Raw genomic sequence first — 15239 nt, 5'->3', positions numbered from 1 at the left:
GTGACGACCTCTGCGCCGGTGACCCCGGACGACCGTCCCTGGCAGAACACCTCCCTGCCGGCCGAGAAGCGGGCCGAACTGCTCCTGCAGGCGATGACGCTGGCCGAGAAGGTGGCCCAGCTCGGCAGCCGCTGGGTGGGCAACGACATGGCCGAGCCCGAACTGCCCGCGGACGAGACGCTCAACGTCGCGCCGATGCAGGACGTCTTCGCCGCCGGCGGATCCGTTTCGCTGGAGGACGCCAGCCGGCACGGCCTCGGTCATCTCACCCGGGTCTGGGGCAGTGTCCCGCTGACGGTCGAAGAAGGCGTGGCGGAACTGCTTCGTCAGCACGAGCTCGTCCTCGCCCAATCCCGGCTGGGTGTGCCGGCGCTGGTCCACGAGGAATGCCTGACCGGCTTCACAACGTACGGCGCGACGGTCTACCCGACTGCGCTCGCATGGGGCGCCACCTTCGATCCCGCGCTGGTGGAGCGGATGGCGGCAGCGATCGGCCGCGACATGGCCGCCGTCGGAGTCCATCAAGGCTTGTCGCCGGTGCTCGACGTCGTGCGCGACTACCGTTGGGGCCGGGTCGAGGAGACGATGGGGGAGGACCCACATCTGGTGGCGATGCTCGGCTCGGCGTACGTGCGTGGGCTGCAGAGTGCCGGCCTCATCGCGACCCTGAAGCACTTTGCGGGCTACTCCGCGGCCCGGGGCGGACGCAACCACGGGCCGGTGTCGATCGGGCGCCGCGAACTGCTCGACGTCATCCTGCCGACCTTCGAGGCCGCGATCGCGACCGCCGGCGCCGGCTCGGTGATGAGCTCGTACTCCGATGTGGACGGACTCCCGGCCGGAGCTGATCCCTGGTTGTTCACCGAATTGCTGCGCGACCAGTGGGGCTTCGAGGGCACGGTCGTCTCCGACTACTGGGCCGTGCCGTTCCTCGCCACCATGCACCGCGTCGCCGCCGACGTGGATGGCGCGGGCGCCCTTGCTCTCACCGCCGGAACCGACGTCGAGCTGCCCGACACCATCGGTTTCGGCGGTGGGTTGATCGAGCGGGTCGAAGCGGGTGAGCTCTCGGAAGACCTCGTCGACCGCGCCGCCCGTCGCCTGCTGCTGCAGAAGATCCGGCTCGGTCTGCTCGATCCGGAGTGGACCCCGGCCGGTTCTGTCCAGGCCGATGGAGTCGACCTGGACTCGCCGGCGAACAGAGCTCTCGCCCTCGAGCTGGCCGAACGCTCGATCGTGCTGCTCGACGCCGGCACCGCGCTTCCGCTGCTCGGCGACGATCGCCCTGCTCCGCAACGGATCGCCGTCGTCGGGCCCTGCGCGGACGACCCGCGCACCTTCATGGGCTGCTACGCCTTCCCCAACCATGTCCTACCTCGCTATCCCGGTCGCGACCTCGGCATCGAGGTCCCCTCCGCGCTAGATGCCCTGGGCAAGGAACTCCCGGACGCCGAACTCCTGTACTCAAGAGGATGCCCGGTTCTGGGCGACGACCGATCGGGATTCTCCGAGGCTGTGGACAAGGCGCGCGAGGCCGACCTCTGCATCGCCTTCGTCGGCGACCTGTCCGGCCTCTTCGGCCACGGTTCGTCGGGGGAGGGCTGCGACGCGGAGGACCTGCGCCTGCCCGGCGTACAGGCTGACCTGCTGGCGCAACTTCTCGACACCGGTAAGCCGGTCGTCGTGGTGGTCGTGTCCGGAAGGCCCTACGCGCTGGATGGCATCGCCGAGCGCGCGGCCGGCGTCGTTCAGGCCTTTTTCCCTGGCCAGGAAGGCGGTTCGGCGATCGCCGGGATCCTCAGTGGACGCGTGATGCCGGGCGGAAAGCTGCCGGTGCAGATCCCGCGGCACGTAGGTGGACAGCCGGCGACGTACCTGCAGCCCGCGCTCGGCAGCGTCGAGAGTGCCGGCATCAGCGGACTGGAGACCGTGCCTCTGTTCCCCTTCGGCTACGGCTCCTCGTACACGACGTTCGAGGTCGGCGATCTCCGCCTCAGCGATACCGAGATCTCCACCGACGGCGAGTTCACCGCAACAGTCCGCGTCCGCAACACGGGCACCCGCGCCGGTGACGAGGTGGTTCAGCTCTACCTGCACGACGTTGTCGCCCAGATCGCGCGACCACTGAAGCTGCTGACCGGCTTCGCCCGGGTGTCGCTCGAGCCCGGCGCCGCGATAGACGTCACCTTCCACGTGCACGCCGACCGGACGGCGTACAGCGGGCCGGACCTTCGCCGAATCGTCGAAGCCGGCGACCTCGAGGTACTGGTCGGCACGTCGTCGGCGGACCTGCCCTGCAGCGGAACCGTCCGGCTGACCGGAAATACGCGTGTCGTCGGACACGATCGTAGGATGATCACCCCTGTCGACCTGACACCTGTAGCCGGAGGAGTGTGAGCTGGTGCCGCGCTTGAGTGGCCGTACGACGTTGGCCACCGTCGCTGCCTCAGCGGGGGTGTCGGTGGCGACGGTCTCCAAGGTGCTCAACGGGCGCAGCGATGTCTCCGAGGCGACCCGGGCCCGCGTGCAGGAGGTGCTGCGGGAACACGAGTACGTCGGACGCCGCCCCGAACCCGTCGAGCGCCCCGCGGTCGAGCTGTTCTACCAGGGATTCCTCAACAGCTATTCGGTCGAGGTGATCCAGGGCGTGGTGGAAGCGGGCCAGGCTGCCGATGTAGACGTCGTGGTGACCTCCAGGCCGAAGCACTCGCAGACCCGCAGCTCGGGTGGCCGGGCGCAGCCGTGGGTCCGCGAGCTGGCGGCGACCGGCCGTCGTGCCGCGATCGGCATCACCTCGGAACTGACGGCCGCCGACCTCGCCGCGCTGTCGCGGGCCAGGCTGCCGCTCGTCGTCGTGGACCCACTCAACATCGCCCAGCCGGATGTGACGAGTGTCGGCTCCACCAACTTCGCCGGTGGGATGGCAGCCACACAGCACCTGCTGTCGCTCGGCCACCGGCGGATCGCCTACCTCGGCGGCCCGCCGACCTCCGGCTGCAACCAGGCCAGGATGAACGGTTTCCGCGGTGCGATGGAGGCCGCCGGCGCGCCGGTGCCCAAGGAGTACGTGTGGTTGCGCGAGTTCCTGTACGAGGACGGGCTGGCGGGCGGCGCGGCGCTGCTCGACCTGCCGGAGCCGCCGACCGCGATCTTCGCCGGGAGCGACGAGGTCGCCCTCGGTGCGCTGGAGGCCGCACGTGCCCGTGGCCTGCGCGTTCCGGAGCAGCTCAGTGTGGTCGGTTTCGACGACACGCAGGTGGCACGGCTCGCTTCGCCGCAACTGACGACCATCCGTCAGCCGCTCCGCGAGATGGGCGCCGTCGCGCTCCGCACCGCTCTCCAACTCGCCGCGGGGGAGAAGGTCGACTCACACCACGTCGAGCTGGCGACCCAGCTCATCGTCCGGAGCTCAGCGGCCGAACCCGCGCTGGAACCTGCCGTCTCCTGAACTTTGGTGCTGCCGGCGGTAACGGGCGCGCGGCCCACCGATGATGAAGACCCAGAACAGGATCCAGAGCACCCACGGCGCCGCGAACGCCACACTCGCGACCACCAGGCCCGTCATCATCAGCGGCAGCAGCCAGAACAACGGCGGCGGGCTGAACCGCTGCGGCCTCGAGGAGCCTCGCGCCCAGGGCGCCCGGTCCGGCCGTACGACGACGGCGTACGGGAACTGCTCGACGGCCCGGTCGTCCGGCAGGTCGGCGAACAACGGCGCCAGGTCGTCGACGTACCGCGCTCGCGTGGCCTGGTCGCTGCGTTCCTCGAACTCGGTCTGAGTGATCCGCCCGGCCACGAAGTGCTCGCTGAGCGCGGCCACCGCCTGGTCGCGCTCGGCATCGCCGATCCGGACCTGCCCGGTCGCGCGCCGGAAAGGGCTCGGTTCGTCCTGCATCATGAGCGGTCCTGCTCGTCGCGGTCGTCGTCGGCCAGGATCGAGTAGAGGGTGCGGCGAAGCTCGGACAGCGCCTTGCGTGCCTTCTCCTGCTGGTCCGGTGTGCCCGCCGCGAGGATCTGCCACAGCGCTGCACCGACCTGGCCGAGGAGCGGCTTCAGGCTGTTGTCGTCATCGCTCGGTGGTGCCGTCATCGCCTCCCAAGGAGCGGAGACTTCATCCGCGTGCTCGGCTACGTACGCCCGGCCCTCGTCGGTCAGCGTGAACGTGCGCCGGCCGACTGCCGCATCCGCGGTCACCAGGCCTTCGTCCTCAAGCTGCTGCAGAGTCGGGTAGATCGAACCAGGGCTGGGTTTCCACGCCCCGCCGCTGCGCTCCGCGACCTCCTGAATGATCTGGTAGCCGTTCATCGGCTGCTCAGCCAGTACCGCGAGGATCGCGGCCCGCACGTCTCCACGGCGCGCCTTCGGTCCACGCCAGCCACGCTGCCCACCCCAGCCCGGTCCTTGGCCGAATCCCGGGCCGAAACCTGGGCCACCGCCGAACAGGGTGCCCCACTGCGCGCCGAACGGGTGCTGGCCGGCGTACGAGCTGTGCCCGCGCCGGCCGCTCATCGCGGCCATCCATTCCTTCTTGAGGTCGTCGACGAACGAACAATGCTGTGCGAGCTGCTGCCACGGCCACCCGGCCGCGTACGTCGATCCGGTCATGTTGGGGCCACCCTTCCCAAGGAACTTCTCCGATACGTCGACGATATATCGCGAACCAATCGCAACCAAGGAATCTTCGGTGGGATTTCGGTGTCGAGGGAAGTCGTCCCGCTCCGACGTCACGGATGACAGCCCGAGACCGAGGAGATGTGATGAGAAGCGAACAGCTTTTGCGGACGTACGTGATGCTCACCGTGGTGTCGACCGCGGCGTCGTCGATGATCTGGGGGATCAACACGCTGTTCCTGCTCGATGCCGGGCTGAGCGTCGGCGAGGCGTTCGCTGCCAACGCGTTCTTCACGGCCGGCATGGTGCTGTTCGAGGTTCCGACCGGCGTCGTGGCCGATACGGTCGGCCGGCGAGCGTCGTACCTGCTCGGCACTGCAACGCTGTTCGGTTCGACTCTGCTCTATCTACTGCTGTGGCAGACGCATGCCCCCTTCGCAGCATGGGCCGGCGCGTCGATCCTGCTCGGGCTGGGCTTCACCTTCTTCAGCGGCGCCACCGAGGCCTGGCTGGTCGACGGACTGAAGGCGACCGGGTATCGCGGTTCGCTGGAGTCGGCGTTCGCCAAGGGCCAGATGGCGAGCGGCATCGCGATGATGGGCGGCACGATCGCAGGCGGCGTCCTGGCTCAGTCGACCAACCTGGGCGTTCCGTACGCCGTACGCGCCATCCTGCTCGGTCTGACGTTCGTGGTGGCGTGGCGTTCGATGCGGGACGTCGGCTTCGCGCCGAAGCCGCGGGTCTCGGTCGTCTCGGAGATGCAGGGCATCCTGCGGGCGTCGCTCGATCACGGTCTGCGGAACCGTCCTGTGCGCTGGCTGATGCTGGCGGCGCCGTTCAGCATGGGAGTCAGCGGCTACGGCTTCTACGCCGCACAGCCTTACCTGCTCGAGCTGTACGGCAGTCGCGACTCCTATGCGGTAGCGGGCCTTGCTGCTGCGCTCGTAGCTGCAGCGCAAGTTGTCGGCGGCGCCTCCGCACCCCTGGTCGCACGCGTGTTCAGGCGCCGTACTTCGGTGCTGCTCATCACCTCTGTCGCCACAGCGGTCGTGCTGTTGATGATGGGTCTGGTCCACAACTTCTGGGCGGCGCTGGTGTTGTTGTCGGTCTGGGGCATCCTGTTCGCCGCAGCGGGACCGGTGCGGCAGGCGTACCTGAACGGTCTGATCCCCTCGGCACAGCGGGCCACCGTGCTGTCCTCGGACAACCTCTTCGCGTCAGGTGGGGGAGTAGCCATCCAGCCGGCTCTCGGAAAGGCCGCCGACGTCTGGGGCTACGGCCCGTCCTACCTTCTCGGCGCCGGCATCCAGTTGCTCGTACTGCCGTTCATCCTGCTCGCCCGCAACGAACGGGCAGCATCCGAAGCCCCGGCCCCGGCCGGCCGCGAAACGGTGGTGCAGAGCAGCCCGGCGCCGCAGAGCGAACCGGTGGCCGAGCCCATCGCAGTACAGGTTTAGTTGCCGATGGCAAGGGTCAGAGATCGTCGGGGGACGGCAACGGCTTCTTGCGGTCGGTTTCGAGCTGGAGCTCGAGGTGTGACTCGGCGGCGGCCGGGTGCCACATCTGGTCGAACACGCCCATCATCGAGCCGCTGATCCCACGCCGCCGGGCCCGCGCCGCTGCCCGCGCGAGCAGAGCCAGAAAGCCCGCGACCGCGGCCAGGCTGACGAAGAGCAACCAGATCCCGTCGATCGGAACCATCTCCTGCACGGCAGAACGCCGACACCCGGCTTGTGGTTCCACAGAAGGAAAAAGCTGGACCGGAAAGGCAGCTGTGGCGTACCCTGCAAGAATGCATCTGAGTGAATTGGGCACACAACTCATCTCAACCGTAGCACCTCAATTCGAAGAACGCAAATCACTCACGGCGGGTACGTGGCGGCTAGGTGATCTGACCGTTCGCAGGATCGGATTCGGGGCCAAGCGGCTCGGCGGGCGCGGGGTCGTCGACCTCGGCCGGCCGGGCGACGCGGCGCAGGTCAAAGGCCTGCTCCGCCGGGCTGTCGAGCTCGGCGTCAACCACATCGACACGGCCGCCTTCTACCCGACCTTCGCGCACCTTGACCGGCCGCGCGACTTCACCGGCCTGAACTGGGCCAACGACTCCATCCGGCAGGCGCTCGCCCCCTACCCCAACGACCTGGTGATCGCCACCAAGGTCGGCCCGACCGAGTCCGGGCTCGCCAGGCCGCACCAGTTGCGCGGACTGGTCGAGGACAACCTGCGCCAACTCGGGCTGGACTGCCTGGACCTGGTGTACCTCCGCCAGACCGGCCTGGCGTCCGTGGCCGAGCACTTCGGCGTACTGGCCGAACTCCGCGAAGCCGGCATGATCCGGCATCTGGGTCTGTCCAACGTCCGCGCCGAGCACATCTCGCAAGCGCAGGAGATCGCGCCGGTAGTCGCCGTACAGAACAGGTACGGAGTCGACTTCGGGCGAGTCAACGACGCGCTCCTGACCACCTGCGGTGAACAGGGCATCGCGTTCGTACCGTTCTTCGCCCTGACCGGCACGGGACGCGAGGTGGGCGGACTGACCCACTCCGACCCGGTGCAGACCATCGCCCGCGACCGCGGCGCCACTCCTGCCCAGATCCGGATCGCCTGGACGCTCGCTCGGGGTCCGCACGTCCTGGCCATCCCCGGCACCGGCGATCCCGCCCACCTCATCGAGAACCTCGCCGCCGCCACCGTCCACCTAAGCCACGCCGAACTGGCGACGCTCAACGCGTTGCCCAGCATCGACTAGCCCATATGCTCGGCTGAACACGTGAAGGGAAGGGGGTTGCTCATGGATCCCCTTCCCTTTGCCGACAGCCGGGCCGAGTTGCTCTTCGGGATCGCGGTCGGGCTGTTCGCCATACTGCAGGCCGGCTCGTCCGTGGTAGCGCTCGTACGACGGCGACGCGCGAGGGCGAGCCACGTCGGACTGGATCGGGGCACCTTGCCGCTGGTGCTCCTGTTCGCCGCCACCGGTTTCATCGCTTCCACCCTCAGTGCCATCCGCGTCAGGAGCGCGACGATCGCGCCGGATCATTCGGCGATCCGCTGGTTCGTCTTCGGCCTCGGGATCGCCACGATCCTCGCCGGTGCAACCGTGCGGCTGTGGGCGATCGTCACCCTGGGCAGGTGGTTCACGTACGACGTACGCGTGACCGAGGGCCAGCCGGTCGTCCAGTCCGGCCCGTATCGCTGGGTCCGGCACCCCAGCTATTCGGGTGTCGTCCTGGTTCTGCTCGGCATCGGCCTCACCTTCGGGAACTGGCTGTCCCTGCTGTTCATCGGCACGCTCCCCACGATCGGCCTGATCCTGCGGATCCGTGTCGAGGAGGCCGCCCTCTTCGACAATCTCGGCGCCGCCTACACGCAGTACGCCGCCGGCAAGCGCCGCCTCGTCCCCGGCATCTGGTGACGTGGGGCTCAGGGCTTCGAGGCGACGCGGCGTTCCAGGGACTCGATGACCGTGGGGCAGACGTCGATGTCGTACAGCCTTTCGACGCTCTGCATGCCGCCCGGGCTCTCCGCGTTGATCTCGACCACCTTGCCGCCGATCACGTCGATGCCGACGAAGTACATGCCATCGGCAACGAGTTTGTCACCCATCGCCTCGACGATGTCGCGTTCCACCGGACCGATCTCGAGCGGGACCGAGCGTCCGCCGGCGCTGATGTTGGCTCGCGGGTCGTTGCCGGTGGGGACCCGGCGGAACGCGGCCGTCTTCCCGTCGCGCTCGAGGAGTTGCCCGTCGAGCAGGAAGATCCGGGCGTCGCCGTCCTCACCGCCGTCGACGAACTCCTGAACGACCGCGTAGCCGTCCTGGAGCACCGCCTCGGTCATCTGCGCGAGGTTCGCCTCGCCTGGGCCCTGGACCATGAACACGTTGCGGCCCTTGGCTCCGTACAGCGGCTTGACCACGCAGTGGCCGACCTCGTCGGCGAACCGCTGGATGCTTTCCGGGTCGCGGGTCACCAGCGAGCGCGGCCGGATCTTCTCCGGGAACTCCTCCAGGTAGAGCTTGCTCGTGGCCCGGGCCAGCGAGGTCGGCTCGTTCACCACCGTGACGCCGCGAGCCTTGAGCATCTGGCCGAACACCACGCCCAGCGGACTCGCCCACGGCCGGGCCTGCAGATCGTCGATCGATTCGTTGCGCAGGAACAGCGCGTCGAGGTCGTCCATCACGATCCGCTCGGCGGGGCGCTCCTTGACCCGGAGCATGAAGGTCTCCAGCGTGTCGTCCGCTGCGAACTCGGCAGCATGAGCGCGGGCGAGCAATTGCTGGTTGCTTTCGCCGAGTTCCACGTCACCGACGCCGACGTACCAGACCTCGTGGCCGCCCTGGGCGGCGGCGCGCGCCAGCCGCGTGGTGGTGTACTCGTCGATCTCGGTTTCGACGTCGTTGACAAAGAAGGCGAGCCTCATGCCGCCACCTCTCCTTCGTAGAGATCCGTGACCGATGCGCCTGCGCGCAATCTGTCGAGGCGCTCCTTTGCGCCGGGAACGTCAAGCCAGCGAGGACGAACCCACGGTGGGCTGAGCACCTCGCGGTCGAGCAGGTCCTGGATCAACGGGATGTGGTCGACTGCGAGCTTGCCGACGAACAGGACGTCGAGGCTGCCGCCTTCCGCGAGGATGTCGAGGATGCGGGTGATGCCTCGCAGATAGATGGCGTCCTTCACGGACCCACCGCCGACCACGACACGAGTAGCGATCGACCACGCCGTTCTGGTCGGCATCCGGTACTGCGCTCGCAGAGACTCGAAAATCTCCAGGAACTCGGCGCCGTCGAGCAGCCTGTCGATGGCGACCACCCTCGCCGCCAGCACACGGAGGCGCCGCGGATCCAGCCCACCGGTCAGATACTCCGCCAGTACGGCAAGGCCCTCCTGGGTCTCGTCGTAGCCAGGCAGGCCGATCGTCAACAGGGTCAGGGGTTGCCGCGCGCCGTTCTGGTAGGTGACGACGTGGGTGCCGACCTCGTGGTGCAACAGAGGTTCGACGCGGTCCTTCCTGATGGCGGCGGACTCGGGGATGAGTAGGCGACCGAACGACACCATCAGCTCCGAGACGTCTTCTCGTACCTCGACGTCTGCTGGAAAGTCCGGATACACAGCGCGGTACCGGTCGAACTCCTCCCGGGCCGCCTGCGCGAACGCGCCGGCCGTGACGCTGCTCGTGCTGGCCGCTTGGGGCGGGATGAGTTCGAGCAACTCCTCCGCGGCGGAGACGAGAGTCGGTGCGAGTTCGCCGTACAGCTGCAGTGATCCGTACACGAAGCGTGAGGTGTCGCGGTCCTCCAAAGCTGTGATCACCCGGCTCAGCTCGTCACGCTTGGCCCGGAAGAGGGTGTGCAACGCGGGATCGGCGACGTTCTCGATCTCGAGGTTGTAGAGGTCGCGTCGTACCAGGTCGGGGTCGAACTCCAGCGGTCTCAGGCGGAGCGTGGGAGCGGCTCCGAAATCGCCGCGTTCGAAGTCCACCCACGCCTCGGCCGCGTTGACCGGCGTCGTGTTGAGCAGCAGATTCAGACTGCGCTCGATCTCGGTGAGCCGCCCGTCGATCTCCAGGGCCGCCCCAAGCTGCTGAATCGAGGAGGTCATCTCCCCGACGTACCCACCACCCCACGCCCAAGCCCGGCAACTTGCGAACTATCCGGTAATCGACCGCGCAGGAGTCGGCGGACCGGGTGTTCGCGCATTTAAGGGACTCAGGTGGGTACCGCAGCACCCCGGTCACTGGGACCGGCCCTGTGTGGAAGGAAGGCCACCATGAGCACATTCGATCCGTGGAACTACCGAGAGGATGTGGGCTACACCCAGGGCACCGACATCGTCGGTTACAAGATCGCGGCCACCGATGGCGACATCGGCAAGGTCGACAAGGCGACCGACGACGTCGGCGCCGCGTCGATCGTGGTCGACACCGGGCCGTGGATCCTCGGCCACAAGGTTCTCCTGCCTGCCGGCGTCGTCCAACGGATCGACGACGCCGACAAGAAGATCTACGTCGACCGCACCAAGGACCAGATCAAGGACGCCCCTGAGTACGACCCCGACACGTCCGACTACGACGACCGCGACTACCGCGACCGTCTGGGCAACTACTACGGCGACTACTACAAACGCGGTATGTGACACCAACGCCTCGCGCCGGCCTCCCCTGAGGCCGGCGCCACTGCGCGCCTGCTCAGAGAATGCCGCGGTCGGCGAAGGCCTTCTGTACTGCGGCGGCCTGGGTGGCGCCGTACATCGACTGCGCGGTCGCGACCGTGTGCCGGGCCGCGGCTGCGAAGCTGGTGTCCGGCGCGAAGCCGAACTGTGCGTTGACAATGATGCGGTCGGCAACCGTCGGGCCGAGCGCCGTACGGATCTGGAACAGTGCCTGCGACCAGATCTCGCCGTCGGCGTGCACCTCTCCTTCGACGTCCTCCGGATAGTGCTTGCCGGCATCCAGGCGACGCAGGCAGTGCGGAACCGTCGACGTGTACGAAACCGAGTCCCAGTCCGCCACGCACACCAGCGGCGCCTTCACCGGTACGCCGTACTTCTTCGCCACCCAGTCGCCGACAGTCACCGCGAAGTAGTCGCCCCAGGCCTCGCCGATCGAGCCGGCCTCGAGTGAGGCGCCGAAACCCGCCACCTGGGCGTCGTGCACGGCGTGTCCGGTCTCGTGCACGATCACCTCGCCGTCCTCGGCGTCGTCCACGCCACCCTTGCCCAGCGTGATCGTGTCGTGTTTGTCCCACGAGAACGAGTTGTCCACGCCGTACTGGTCGACCTTGTAGTCCTGGCTTTCGGCGTTCACCGGCGGCAGCTCGCTGCCGAAGCCGAGCGACTGCAGGTACTTCTGCGCCTCGGTCCCCCAGAAGTACGCCATCACCTGCTCGAACTGGTCGTCGTGCCGGTTGTAGTAATAGGTCCCGTTGGTGGTGTACGCCGGGGTGCCGGTCGTACTCCGGACGTTCGCCCACTTGCCGCGCAGGTAGCCCGAGCCGTCGAGGTCGGTCAACGTGACCTCGTAGTACTCGCCGCGGGGAACCGCCGTCGCGGAGTCCTTCTGGTCAGTGAGCGTCTGGTCGCCGCTGGACTGCACTGGGTTCGGTATGAAGACCAGCGCCTTCGCCGTGGTGGCGCCGGTCGGCTGCTTCGCGCTGGCGACAGGTGCTGTGATCCCCGCCAGAGTAAGCGCGGCAGTCGCGACGAGGGCGACAGGTGTGGTCCAGCTCTTGAGCGCCATCGGAGTCTCCATCTCGACGCAGGGGACTTGCCAGCACAACGTAAGTCGCGCCCGTGCAGGGAGGAAGAGCCCGGGCTCAAGGTCCAGGGATTCCCTGCGCCGACCGTCACCCACAGCCAACGACAGCCCCGCCACAGTGACCGTTGTCAGGTGAGTTTCAGGCTGTGGATCATGGCCTCGAAGTCGGTGAAGAACTGCGGTGCCCCGGAATCGCCTTGCGGGCTCCTGGCCCAGGCCAGCAGCGTTCTGCCGCCGAGGTCGATGATGGCGATGCGGAGGACCAGGTCGGGTTGTAGACCGAAGCAGACTTCCCTCGGGGTGGTCGGTGCGGGGCAACCCAACGTGCCGTCCAGTGCTCGTGAGGTGGTGCCGGTCAGCAAGATCGTGGCGTGACCGGCGACCGTGGTCCTGCTTTCGTCAGCGAGCGTGCCGCCGGCGTCCACCAGCCCGCGGAGATATGCCGGGTAGTCCTTGGGCAGTGGCGCCGGAGTGGTGCTGTCCGGGTGGTACACCACGATCGGGAGCAGGAACCTCATGCCGCCACTCCCGCTGACTGCGTTCCAGCTGATCAAGTTCTTGGTGTCCTCGCTCGGCTCAGGCATCAGCGAAGCGGGCAGCGTGACCGTCAAGGGCAGGGAGAAGACCCGGCTGGTGAACTGCGCTGGACTGGACGCCGCGGCAGGCGACGACGTGGCGGTGCTCGGTGATTCGCTGGTTCCGGTACAGCCGGCCAGGGCAGTCAGCAGCACGACAGCGGTGAGTGCTGAGGCTTTCGAGCGGAGAGGTCCGCTCATTGTCTTTTCCTTTCGTCACTGTCGCCAGGCAGATGCCTGCTGCGTCCAGGTCCTCCTGCGACTGTGCGCTCAATTGCCGGCGATCACCAGACGCGGCTGCCGCATTCCACTAGCAGTGATCAGGCGTAGGAAGGTCTCGGTGTGTGGGAGGTGGCGGGCGGGGCAGTCCGGTGCAAGTGTGGTCGGCAGGCGCCCGCACGTATTCGTGCAGGCCAGTGCCGTTGGGGCTGGGGGCCTTTCGGCGCCGGAGGGTATCGACGGTGCAGTGGAAATGTGTCGCCGGGTGCGGCCACGCCCTCGAAGTACTTGGGGGCTGTGATGAGTAAGGCAGCACATCATTGGGCACTTCCGATCGCTGCCGCGCTGGTGCTTGCAGCGACAGCGTGCGGCGGCAAGGCGGAAAAGACCGACACTGTGGACACGTCGGCGCCGGTGACGTTGAAGCTGGGAACGGCTGATGACGACAGCCGGCCGGGAGGGCTCGCGATCGTACAGTTCGTCGAGCAGGTGAGGACGTTGTCCGGTGGGAAGCTGCTGGTCTATCCGGAGTGGGAAGCGCAAGGACACGACGTACAGCAGTGGGACCAGGTCGTCGCGCGGATGCTGAAGGACCGCAAACTCGATCTGGCCATGATCCCGAGCCGGACCTGGGACACCGAAGGGGTGACCTCCCTGCGTGCGCTCGGTGCACCGTTCCTGGTGACCTCGGATGCGCTGGCTGACGAGATCGTCACCAGCAAGGACCTGTCCGCTGAGTTGATGGCAGGCCTCGACAAGGACGGGGCGACCGGTCTCGCGCTGATCCCCGAAAGTCTGCGCCACCCCTTCAGCTTCGGTCCGGCGCTGGTCACCCCGGTCGCCTTCCAGGGCAAGGTCATCCGTACGGCGAAATCAGACCTTGGCGATGCCACCATCCGTGCGCTCGGTGGCAAGCCCGACGACCCGGTCGGCGACGCCGTCGGAGCCGGCATCCGGGACGGAACGCTCGGCGGCGCCGAGACCGGCTTCGTCTTGTCCGACGCCTTGCCGGTACCAGGAATCGCGGCCGCCAACGTCACCTTCACCACCAAGGTGAACACCCTGGTGGCGAACTCCGCCGCCCTCAACGGACTGTCGCCCGAGAATCAAGCCGTCTTGCGAAACGCCGCGACCGCGACGCTTCAGTGGGCGCTCAGCCACCGCACCACAGAAGCCGCCAACGCAGCAGCCTTCTGCAACCGCGGCGGCAAGATCGTCACCGCGACACCCGCCAACCTCCAGGCCCTCACCCAAGCCGTGCGACCCCTGTACACCCAACTCGAGCAGGACGCGGAGACCAAGTCGATGATCGACCGCATCCGCACGTTGAAGCAGTCCGTACAAATTCCCTCAACAGGCGTCGCCACTCCTTGCTGATCAACACCCTCACTGCCGAGGCAGCAGCGCGGCCGTGGTGTCACGGCAGGGTGCAGATCGAGGGGGACGTCAGGCCAGCTCGGAGAAGAAGGCGGTGAGGTCGTCGGCGAGCAGGTCTGGTTCCTCGAGGGCGGCGAAGTGTCCTCCGCGGGGCATCGTGGTGTAGCGGGTGAGGTTGTAGGTCCGCTCGACCCACTCGCGGGGCGGCCGGCCGCCGAGGTCGTGGGGGAAGAGCGCGATCGCGGTCGGCACATCGACATGCTCGACGCTCGGCCTGATTCCGTGGTTTCGCTCGTAGTACGGCCGGAACGAGGTCGAGATCGTGTTGGTGAACCAGTACAGCGATGCTTGGGTCAGGAGGAAGTCGTCGCCGAACCGGCCGGCCGGGTCGCCATCGCAGTCGCTCCATGCCCGGTACTTCTCGAGAATCCAGGCGAGCAGGCCCGATGGGGAGTCGGACAGGCCCTGGGCCAAGGTCAGCGGGCGGGTCTGCTGCTGGTGGGAGTAGCTGCCTTCGGCGTCGAACCATGCCTTTTCTGCTGCCAGATAAGCGCGTTCTTCGTCTGTCAACGCTGCCGGGTCGTAACTTTGCGGTCCGGCGGCGTCCAGGAGATGTACGCCGACCACTGCCTCTGGGTAGGCCCCTGCGAGCAAGCTGGAGTCGCCGGCACCGAGGTCGGATCCGTGTACGCCGTACCGCTCGAAACCGAGGACGTCGTGCATGAGCCGGTGCCAGATGTCGTGGGTCAGCAGGTCTTTGCCGAGAGTGGGCCGCTGCGGAGACAGTCCGAACCCGGGCAGGCTCGGGATGACAACGGTGAAAGAGTTCTCCGCGCTGCCGCCATAGCGCGAGGGCGCGGACAACCGGTCGGCCAGTCCGGTCAGTTCGAGGAACGAACTGGGCCAGCCGTTGGCCAGCAGGAGCGGTAGCCCCTCGCGCTCAGCGTCGAAACGCAGGTAGTGAACGGACGTGTCGCCGATGTCGGCGAACCCGGACGGCAGGGCGTTAATTGCCGCTTCCTGCTCACGCCAGTCGTACGCCGTGGACCAGTAGTCGACCAGTCGACGCAACTCGTCGCTGTCGGTACCGGCTGTCCAGGCGTCGACCGGCCATGGCTTCGCCCACCGCGTTCCGCGCAGGCGGGCGCGAAGGTCGTCGAGGTCGGCGTCGGACACCGTGAGTACTCGTTGGGATCCGGGCATCTT

General features: G+C 67.6%; 15 protein-coding genes. 7 read left to right on the top strand and 8 right to left on the bottom strand.

Translation table 11 applies throughout. The annotated features are described in order from the left end of the window. Entirely contained in the window at nucleotides 1-2397 is a 2397-nt protein-coding gene (locus tag DIZ26_RS08735) for a glycoside hydrolase family 3 N-terminal domain-containing protein (RefSeq protein WP_112239201.1), read from the top strand. Between the two features lie 4 nt (nucleotides 2398-2401). Continuing rightward, nucleotides 2402-3448 (top strand): LacI family DNA-binding transcriptional regulator, encoded by a 1047-nt coding sequence (locus DIZ26_RS08730; protein WP_112239200.1) that lies wholly within the window; start codon nucleotides 2402-2404, stop codon nucleotides 3446-3448. Here DIZ26_RS08730 and DIZ26_RS08725 read toward each other — a convergent pair. Beyond that, nucleotides 3410-3898, bottom strand: a complete 489-nt coding sequence (locus DIZ26_RS08725; RefSeq protein WP_232828208.1) for a DUF1707 SHOCT-like domain-containing protein — start codon at nucleotides 3896-3898, stop codon at nucleotides 3410-3412. The genes DIZ26_RS08730 and DIZ26_RS08725 overlap by 39 nt on opposite strands. Continuing rightward, nucleotides 3895-4605: a PadR family transcriptional regulator gene (locus DIZ26_RS08720; RefSeq protein ID WP_112239199.1), complete on the bottom strand. Its 711-nt coding sequence runs from the start codon at nucleotides 4603-4605 to the stop codon at nucleotides 3895-3897. The genes DIZ26_RS08725 and DIZ26_RS08720 overlap by 4 nt, the downstream gene beginning before the upstream one ends. A gap of 152 nt (nucleotides 4606-4757) precedes the next feature. Here DIZ26_RS08720 and DIZ26_RS08715 point away from each other — a divergent pair, with 152 nt between their 5' ends. Continuing rightward, nucleotides 4758-6068 carry an MFS transporter gene (locus DIZ26_RS08715; RefSeq protein WP_112239198.1) on the top strand — a complete coding sequence of 437 codons (1311 nt, stop codon included), beginning with the start codon at nucleotides 4758-4760 and terminating at the stop codon, nucleotides 6066-6068. Nucleotides 6069-6084: 16 nt separating this feature from the next. Here DIZ26_RS08715 and DIZ26_RS08710 read toward each other — a convergent pair whose 3' ends face one another. Then, a complete protein-coding gene (locus DIZ26_RS08710) occupies nucleotides 6085-6312 on the bottom strand; it encodes a hypothetical protein (protein WP_112239311.1) in 228 nt (75 codons plus the stop codon). Between the two features lie 91 nt (nucleotides 6313-6403). Between DIZ26_RS08710 and DIZ26_RS08705 the strand changes: the two genes are divergently transcribed. Together DIZ26_RS08705 and DIZ26_RS08700 are read left to right on the top strand one after the other, a co-directional pair. After that, nucleotides 6404-7360, top strand: coding sequence for an aldo/keto reductase (locus DIZ26_RS08705; protein ID WP_112239197.1), 957 nt, complete (start codon nucleotides 6404-6406; stop codon nucleotides 7358-7360). Nucleotides 7361-7402: 42 nt separating this feature from the next. Further along, nucleotides 7403-8023: a methyltransferase family protein gene (locus DIZ26_RS08700; protein WP_112239196.1), complete on the top strand. Its 621-nt coding sequence runs from the start codon at nucleotides 7403-7405 to the stop codon at nucleotides 8021-8023. Between the two features lie 8 nt (nucleotides 8024-8031). On the opposite strand, the gene DIZ26_RS08695 is transcribed toward DIZ26_RS08700, so the two are convergent. Together DIZ26_RS08695 and DIZ26_RS08690 are read right to left on the bottom strand one after the other, a co-directional pair. Beyond that, nucleotides 8032-9030: an ATP-grasp domain-containing protein gene (locus DIZ26_RS08695; protein ID WP_112239195.1), complete on the bottom strand. Its 999-nt coding sequence runs from the start codon at nucleotides 9028-9030 to the stop codon at nucleotides 8032-8034. After that, complete coding sequence (locus tag DIZ26_RS08690) at nucleotides 9027-10208, bottom strand: flavohemoglobin expression-modulating QEGLA motif protein (RefSeq protein WP_112239194.1); 1182 nt, start codon at nucleotides 10206-10208, stop codon at nucleotides 9027-9029. Before DIZ26_RS08690 ends, DIZ26_RS08695 begins: the two co-directional genes overlap by 4 nt. A 168-nt stretch (nucleotides 10209-10376) precedes the next feature. Here DIZ26_RS08690 and DIZ26_RS08685 point away from each other — a divergent pair, with 168 nt between their 5' ends. Further along, entirely contained in the window at nucleotides 10377-10742 is a 366-nt protein-coding gene (locus tag DIZ26_RS08685; RefSeq protein ID WP_112239193.1) for a PRC-barrel domain-containing protein, read from the top strand. A 52-nt stretch (nucleotides 10743-10794) separates the two neighbouring features. Here the strand turns inward: DIZ26_RS08685 and DIZ26_RS08680 are convergent, their stop codons facing one another. After that, nucleotides 10795-11844, bottom strand: coding sequence for a M4 family metallopeptidase (locus DIZ26_RS08680; RefSeq protein WP_112239192.1), 1050 nt, complete (start codon nucleotides 11842-11844; stop codon nucleotides 10795-10797). Between the two features lie 146 nt (nucleotides 11845-11990). Beyond that, nucleotides 11991-12638, bottom strand: coding sequence for a hypothetical protein (locus DIZ26_RS08675; RefSeq protein ID WP_112239191.1), 648 nt, complete (start codon nucleotides 12636-12638; stop codon nucleotides 11991-11993). 318 nt (nucleotides 12639-12956) lie between these two features. On the opposite strand from DIZ26_RS08675, the gene DIZ26_RS08670 reads away from it, so the two are divergent. Beyond that, nucleotides 12957-14033 carry a TRAP transporter substrate-binding protein gene (locus DIZ26_RS08670; protein WP_157979654.1) on the top strand — a complete coding sequence of 359 codons (1077 nt, stop codon included), beginning with the start codon at nucleotides 12957-12959 and terminating at the stop codon, nucleotides 14031-14033. A 69-nt stretch (nucleotides 14034-14102) separates the two neighbouring features. Here the strand turns inward: DIZ26_RS08670 and DIZ26_RS08665 are convergent, their stop codons facing one another. Next, nucleotides 14103-15236 carry an epoxide hydrolase family protein gene (locus DIZ26_RS08665; protein ID WP_112239189.1) on the bottom strand — a complete coding sequence of 378 codons (1134 nt, stop codon included), beginning with the start codon at nucleotides 15234-15236 and terminating at the stop codon, nucleotides 14103-14105. Between the last annotated feature and the right edge of the window lie 3 nt (nucleotides 15237-15239).

It is taken from the genome of Kribbella monticola, assembly GCF_003261635.1.
Lineage (GTDB): Bacteria > Actinomycetota > Actinomycetes > Propionibacteriales > Kribbellaceae > Kribbella > Kribbella monticola.
Note: the sequence above shows the minus strand (reverse complement) of the source record. Positions and strands in the feature narration are given on the sequence as shown.

What these genes read in the sequence shown, in the direction of transcription:
- DIZ26_RS08725 (WP_232828208.1), bottom strand. Translation starts at nt 3,898, where the DNA reads ATGATGCAGGACGAACCGAGCCCTTTCCGGCGCGCGACCGGGCAGGTC.
- DIZ26_RS08720 (WP_112239199.1), bottom strand. Translation starts at nt 4,605, where the DNA reads ATGACCGGATCGACGTACGCGGCCGGGTGGCCGTGGCAGCAGCTCGCA.
- DIZ26_RS08715 (WP_112239198.1), top strand. Translation starts at nt 4,758, where the DNA reads ATGAGAAGCGAACAGCTTTTGCGGACGTACGTGATGCTCACCGTGGTG.
- DIZ26_RS08710 (WP_112239311.1), bottom strand. Translation starts at nt 6,312, where the DNA reads ATGGTTCCGATCGACGGGATCTGGTTGCTCTTCGTCAGCCTGGCCGCG.
- DIZ26_RS08705 (WP_112239197.1), top strand. Translation starts at nt 6,404, where the DNA reads ATGCATCTGAGTGAATTGGGCACACAACTCATCTCAACCGTAGCACCT.
- DIZ26_RS08700 (WP_112239196.1), top strand. Translation starts at nt 7,403, where the DNA reads ATGGATCCCCTTCCCTTTGCCGACAGCCGGGCCGAGTTGCTCTTCGGG.
- DIZ26_RS08695 (WP_112239195.1), bottom strand. Translation starts at nt 9,030, where the DNA reads ATGAGGCTCGCCTTCTTTGTCAACGACGTCGAAACCGAGATCGACGAG.
- DIZ26_RS08690 (WP_112239194.1), bottom strand. Translation starts at nt 10,208, where the DNA reads ATGACCTCCTCGATTCAGCAGCTTGGGGCGGCCCTGGAGATCGACGGG.
- DIZ26_RS08685 (WP_112239193.1), top strand. Translation starts at nt 10,377, where the DNA reads ATGAGCACATTCGATCCGTGGAACTACCGAGAGGATGTGGGCTACACC.
- DIZ26_RS08680 (WP_112239192.1), bottom strand. Translation starts at nt 11,844, where the DNA reads ATGGCGCTCAAGAGCTGGACCACACCTGTCGCCCTCGTCGCGACTGCC.
- DIZ26_RS08675 (WP_112239191.1), bottom strand. Translation starts at nt 12,638, where the DNA reads ATGAGCGGACCTCTCCGCTCGAAAGCCTCAGCACTCACCGCTGTCGTG.
- DIZ26_RS08670 (WP_157979654.1), top strand. Translation starts at nt 12,957, where the DNA reads ATGAGTAAGGCAGCACATCATTGGGCACTTCCGATCGCTGCCGCGCTG.
- DIZ26_RS08665 (WP_112239189.1), bottom strand. Translation starts at nt 15,236, where the DNA reads ATGCCCGGATCCCAACGAGTACTCACGGTGTCCGACGCCGACCTCGAC.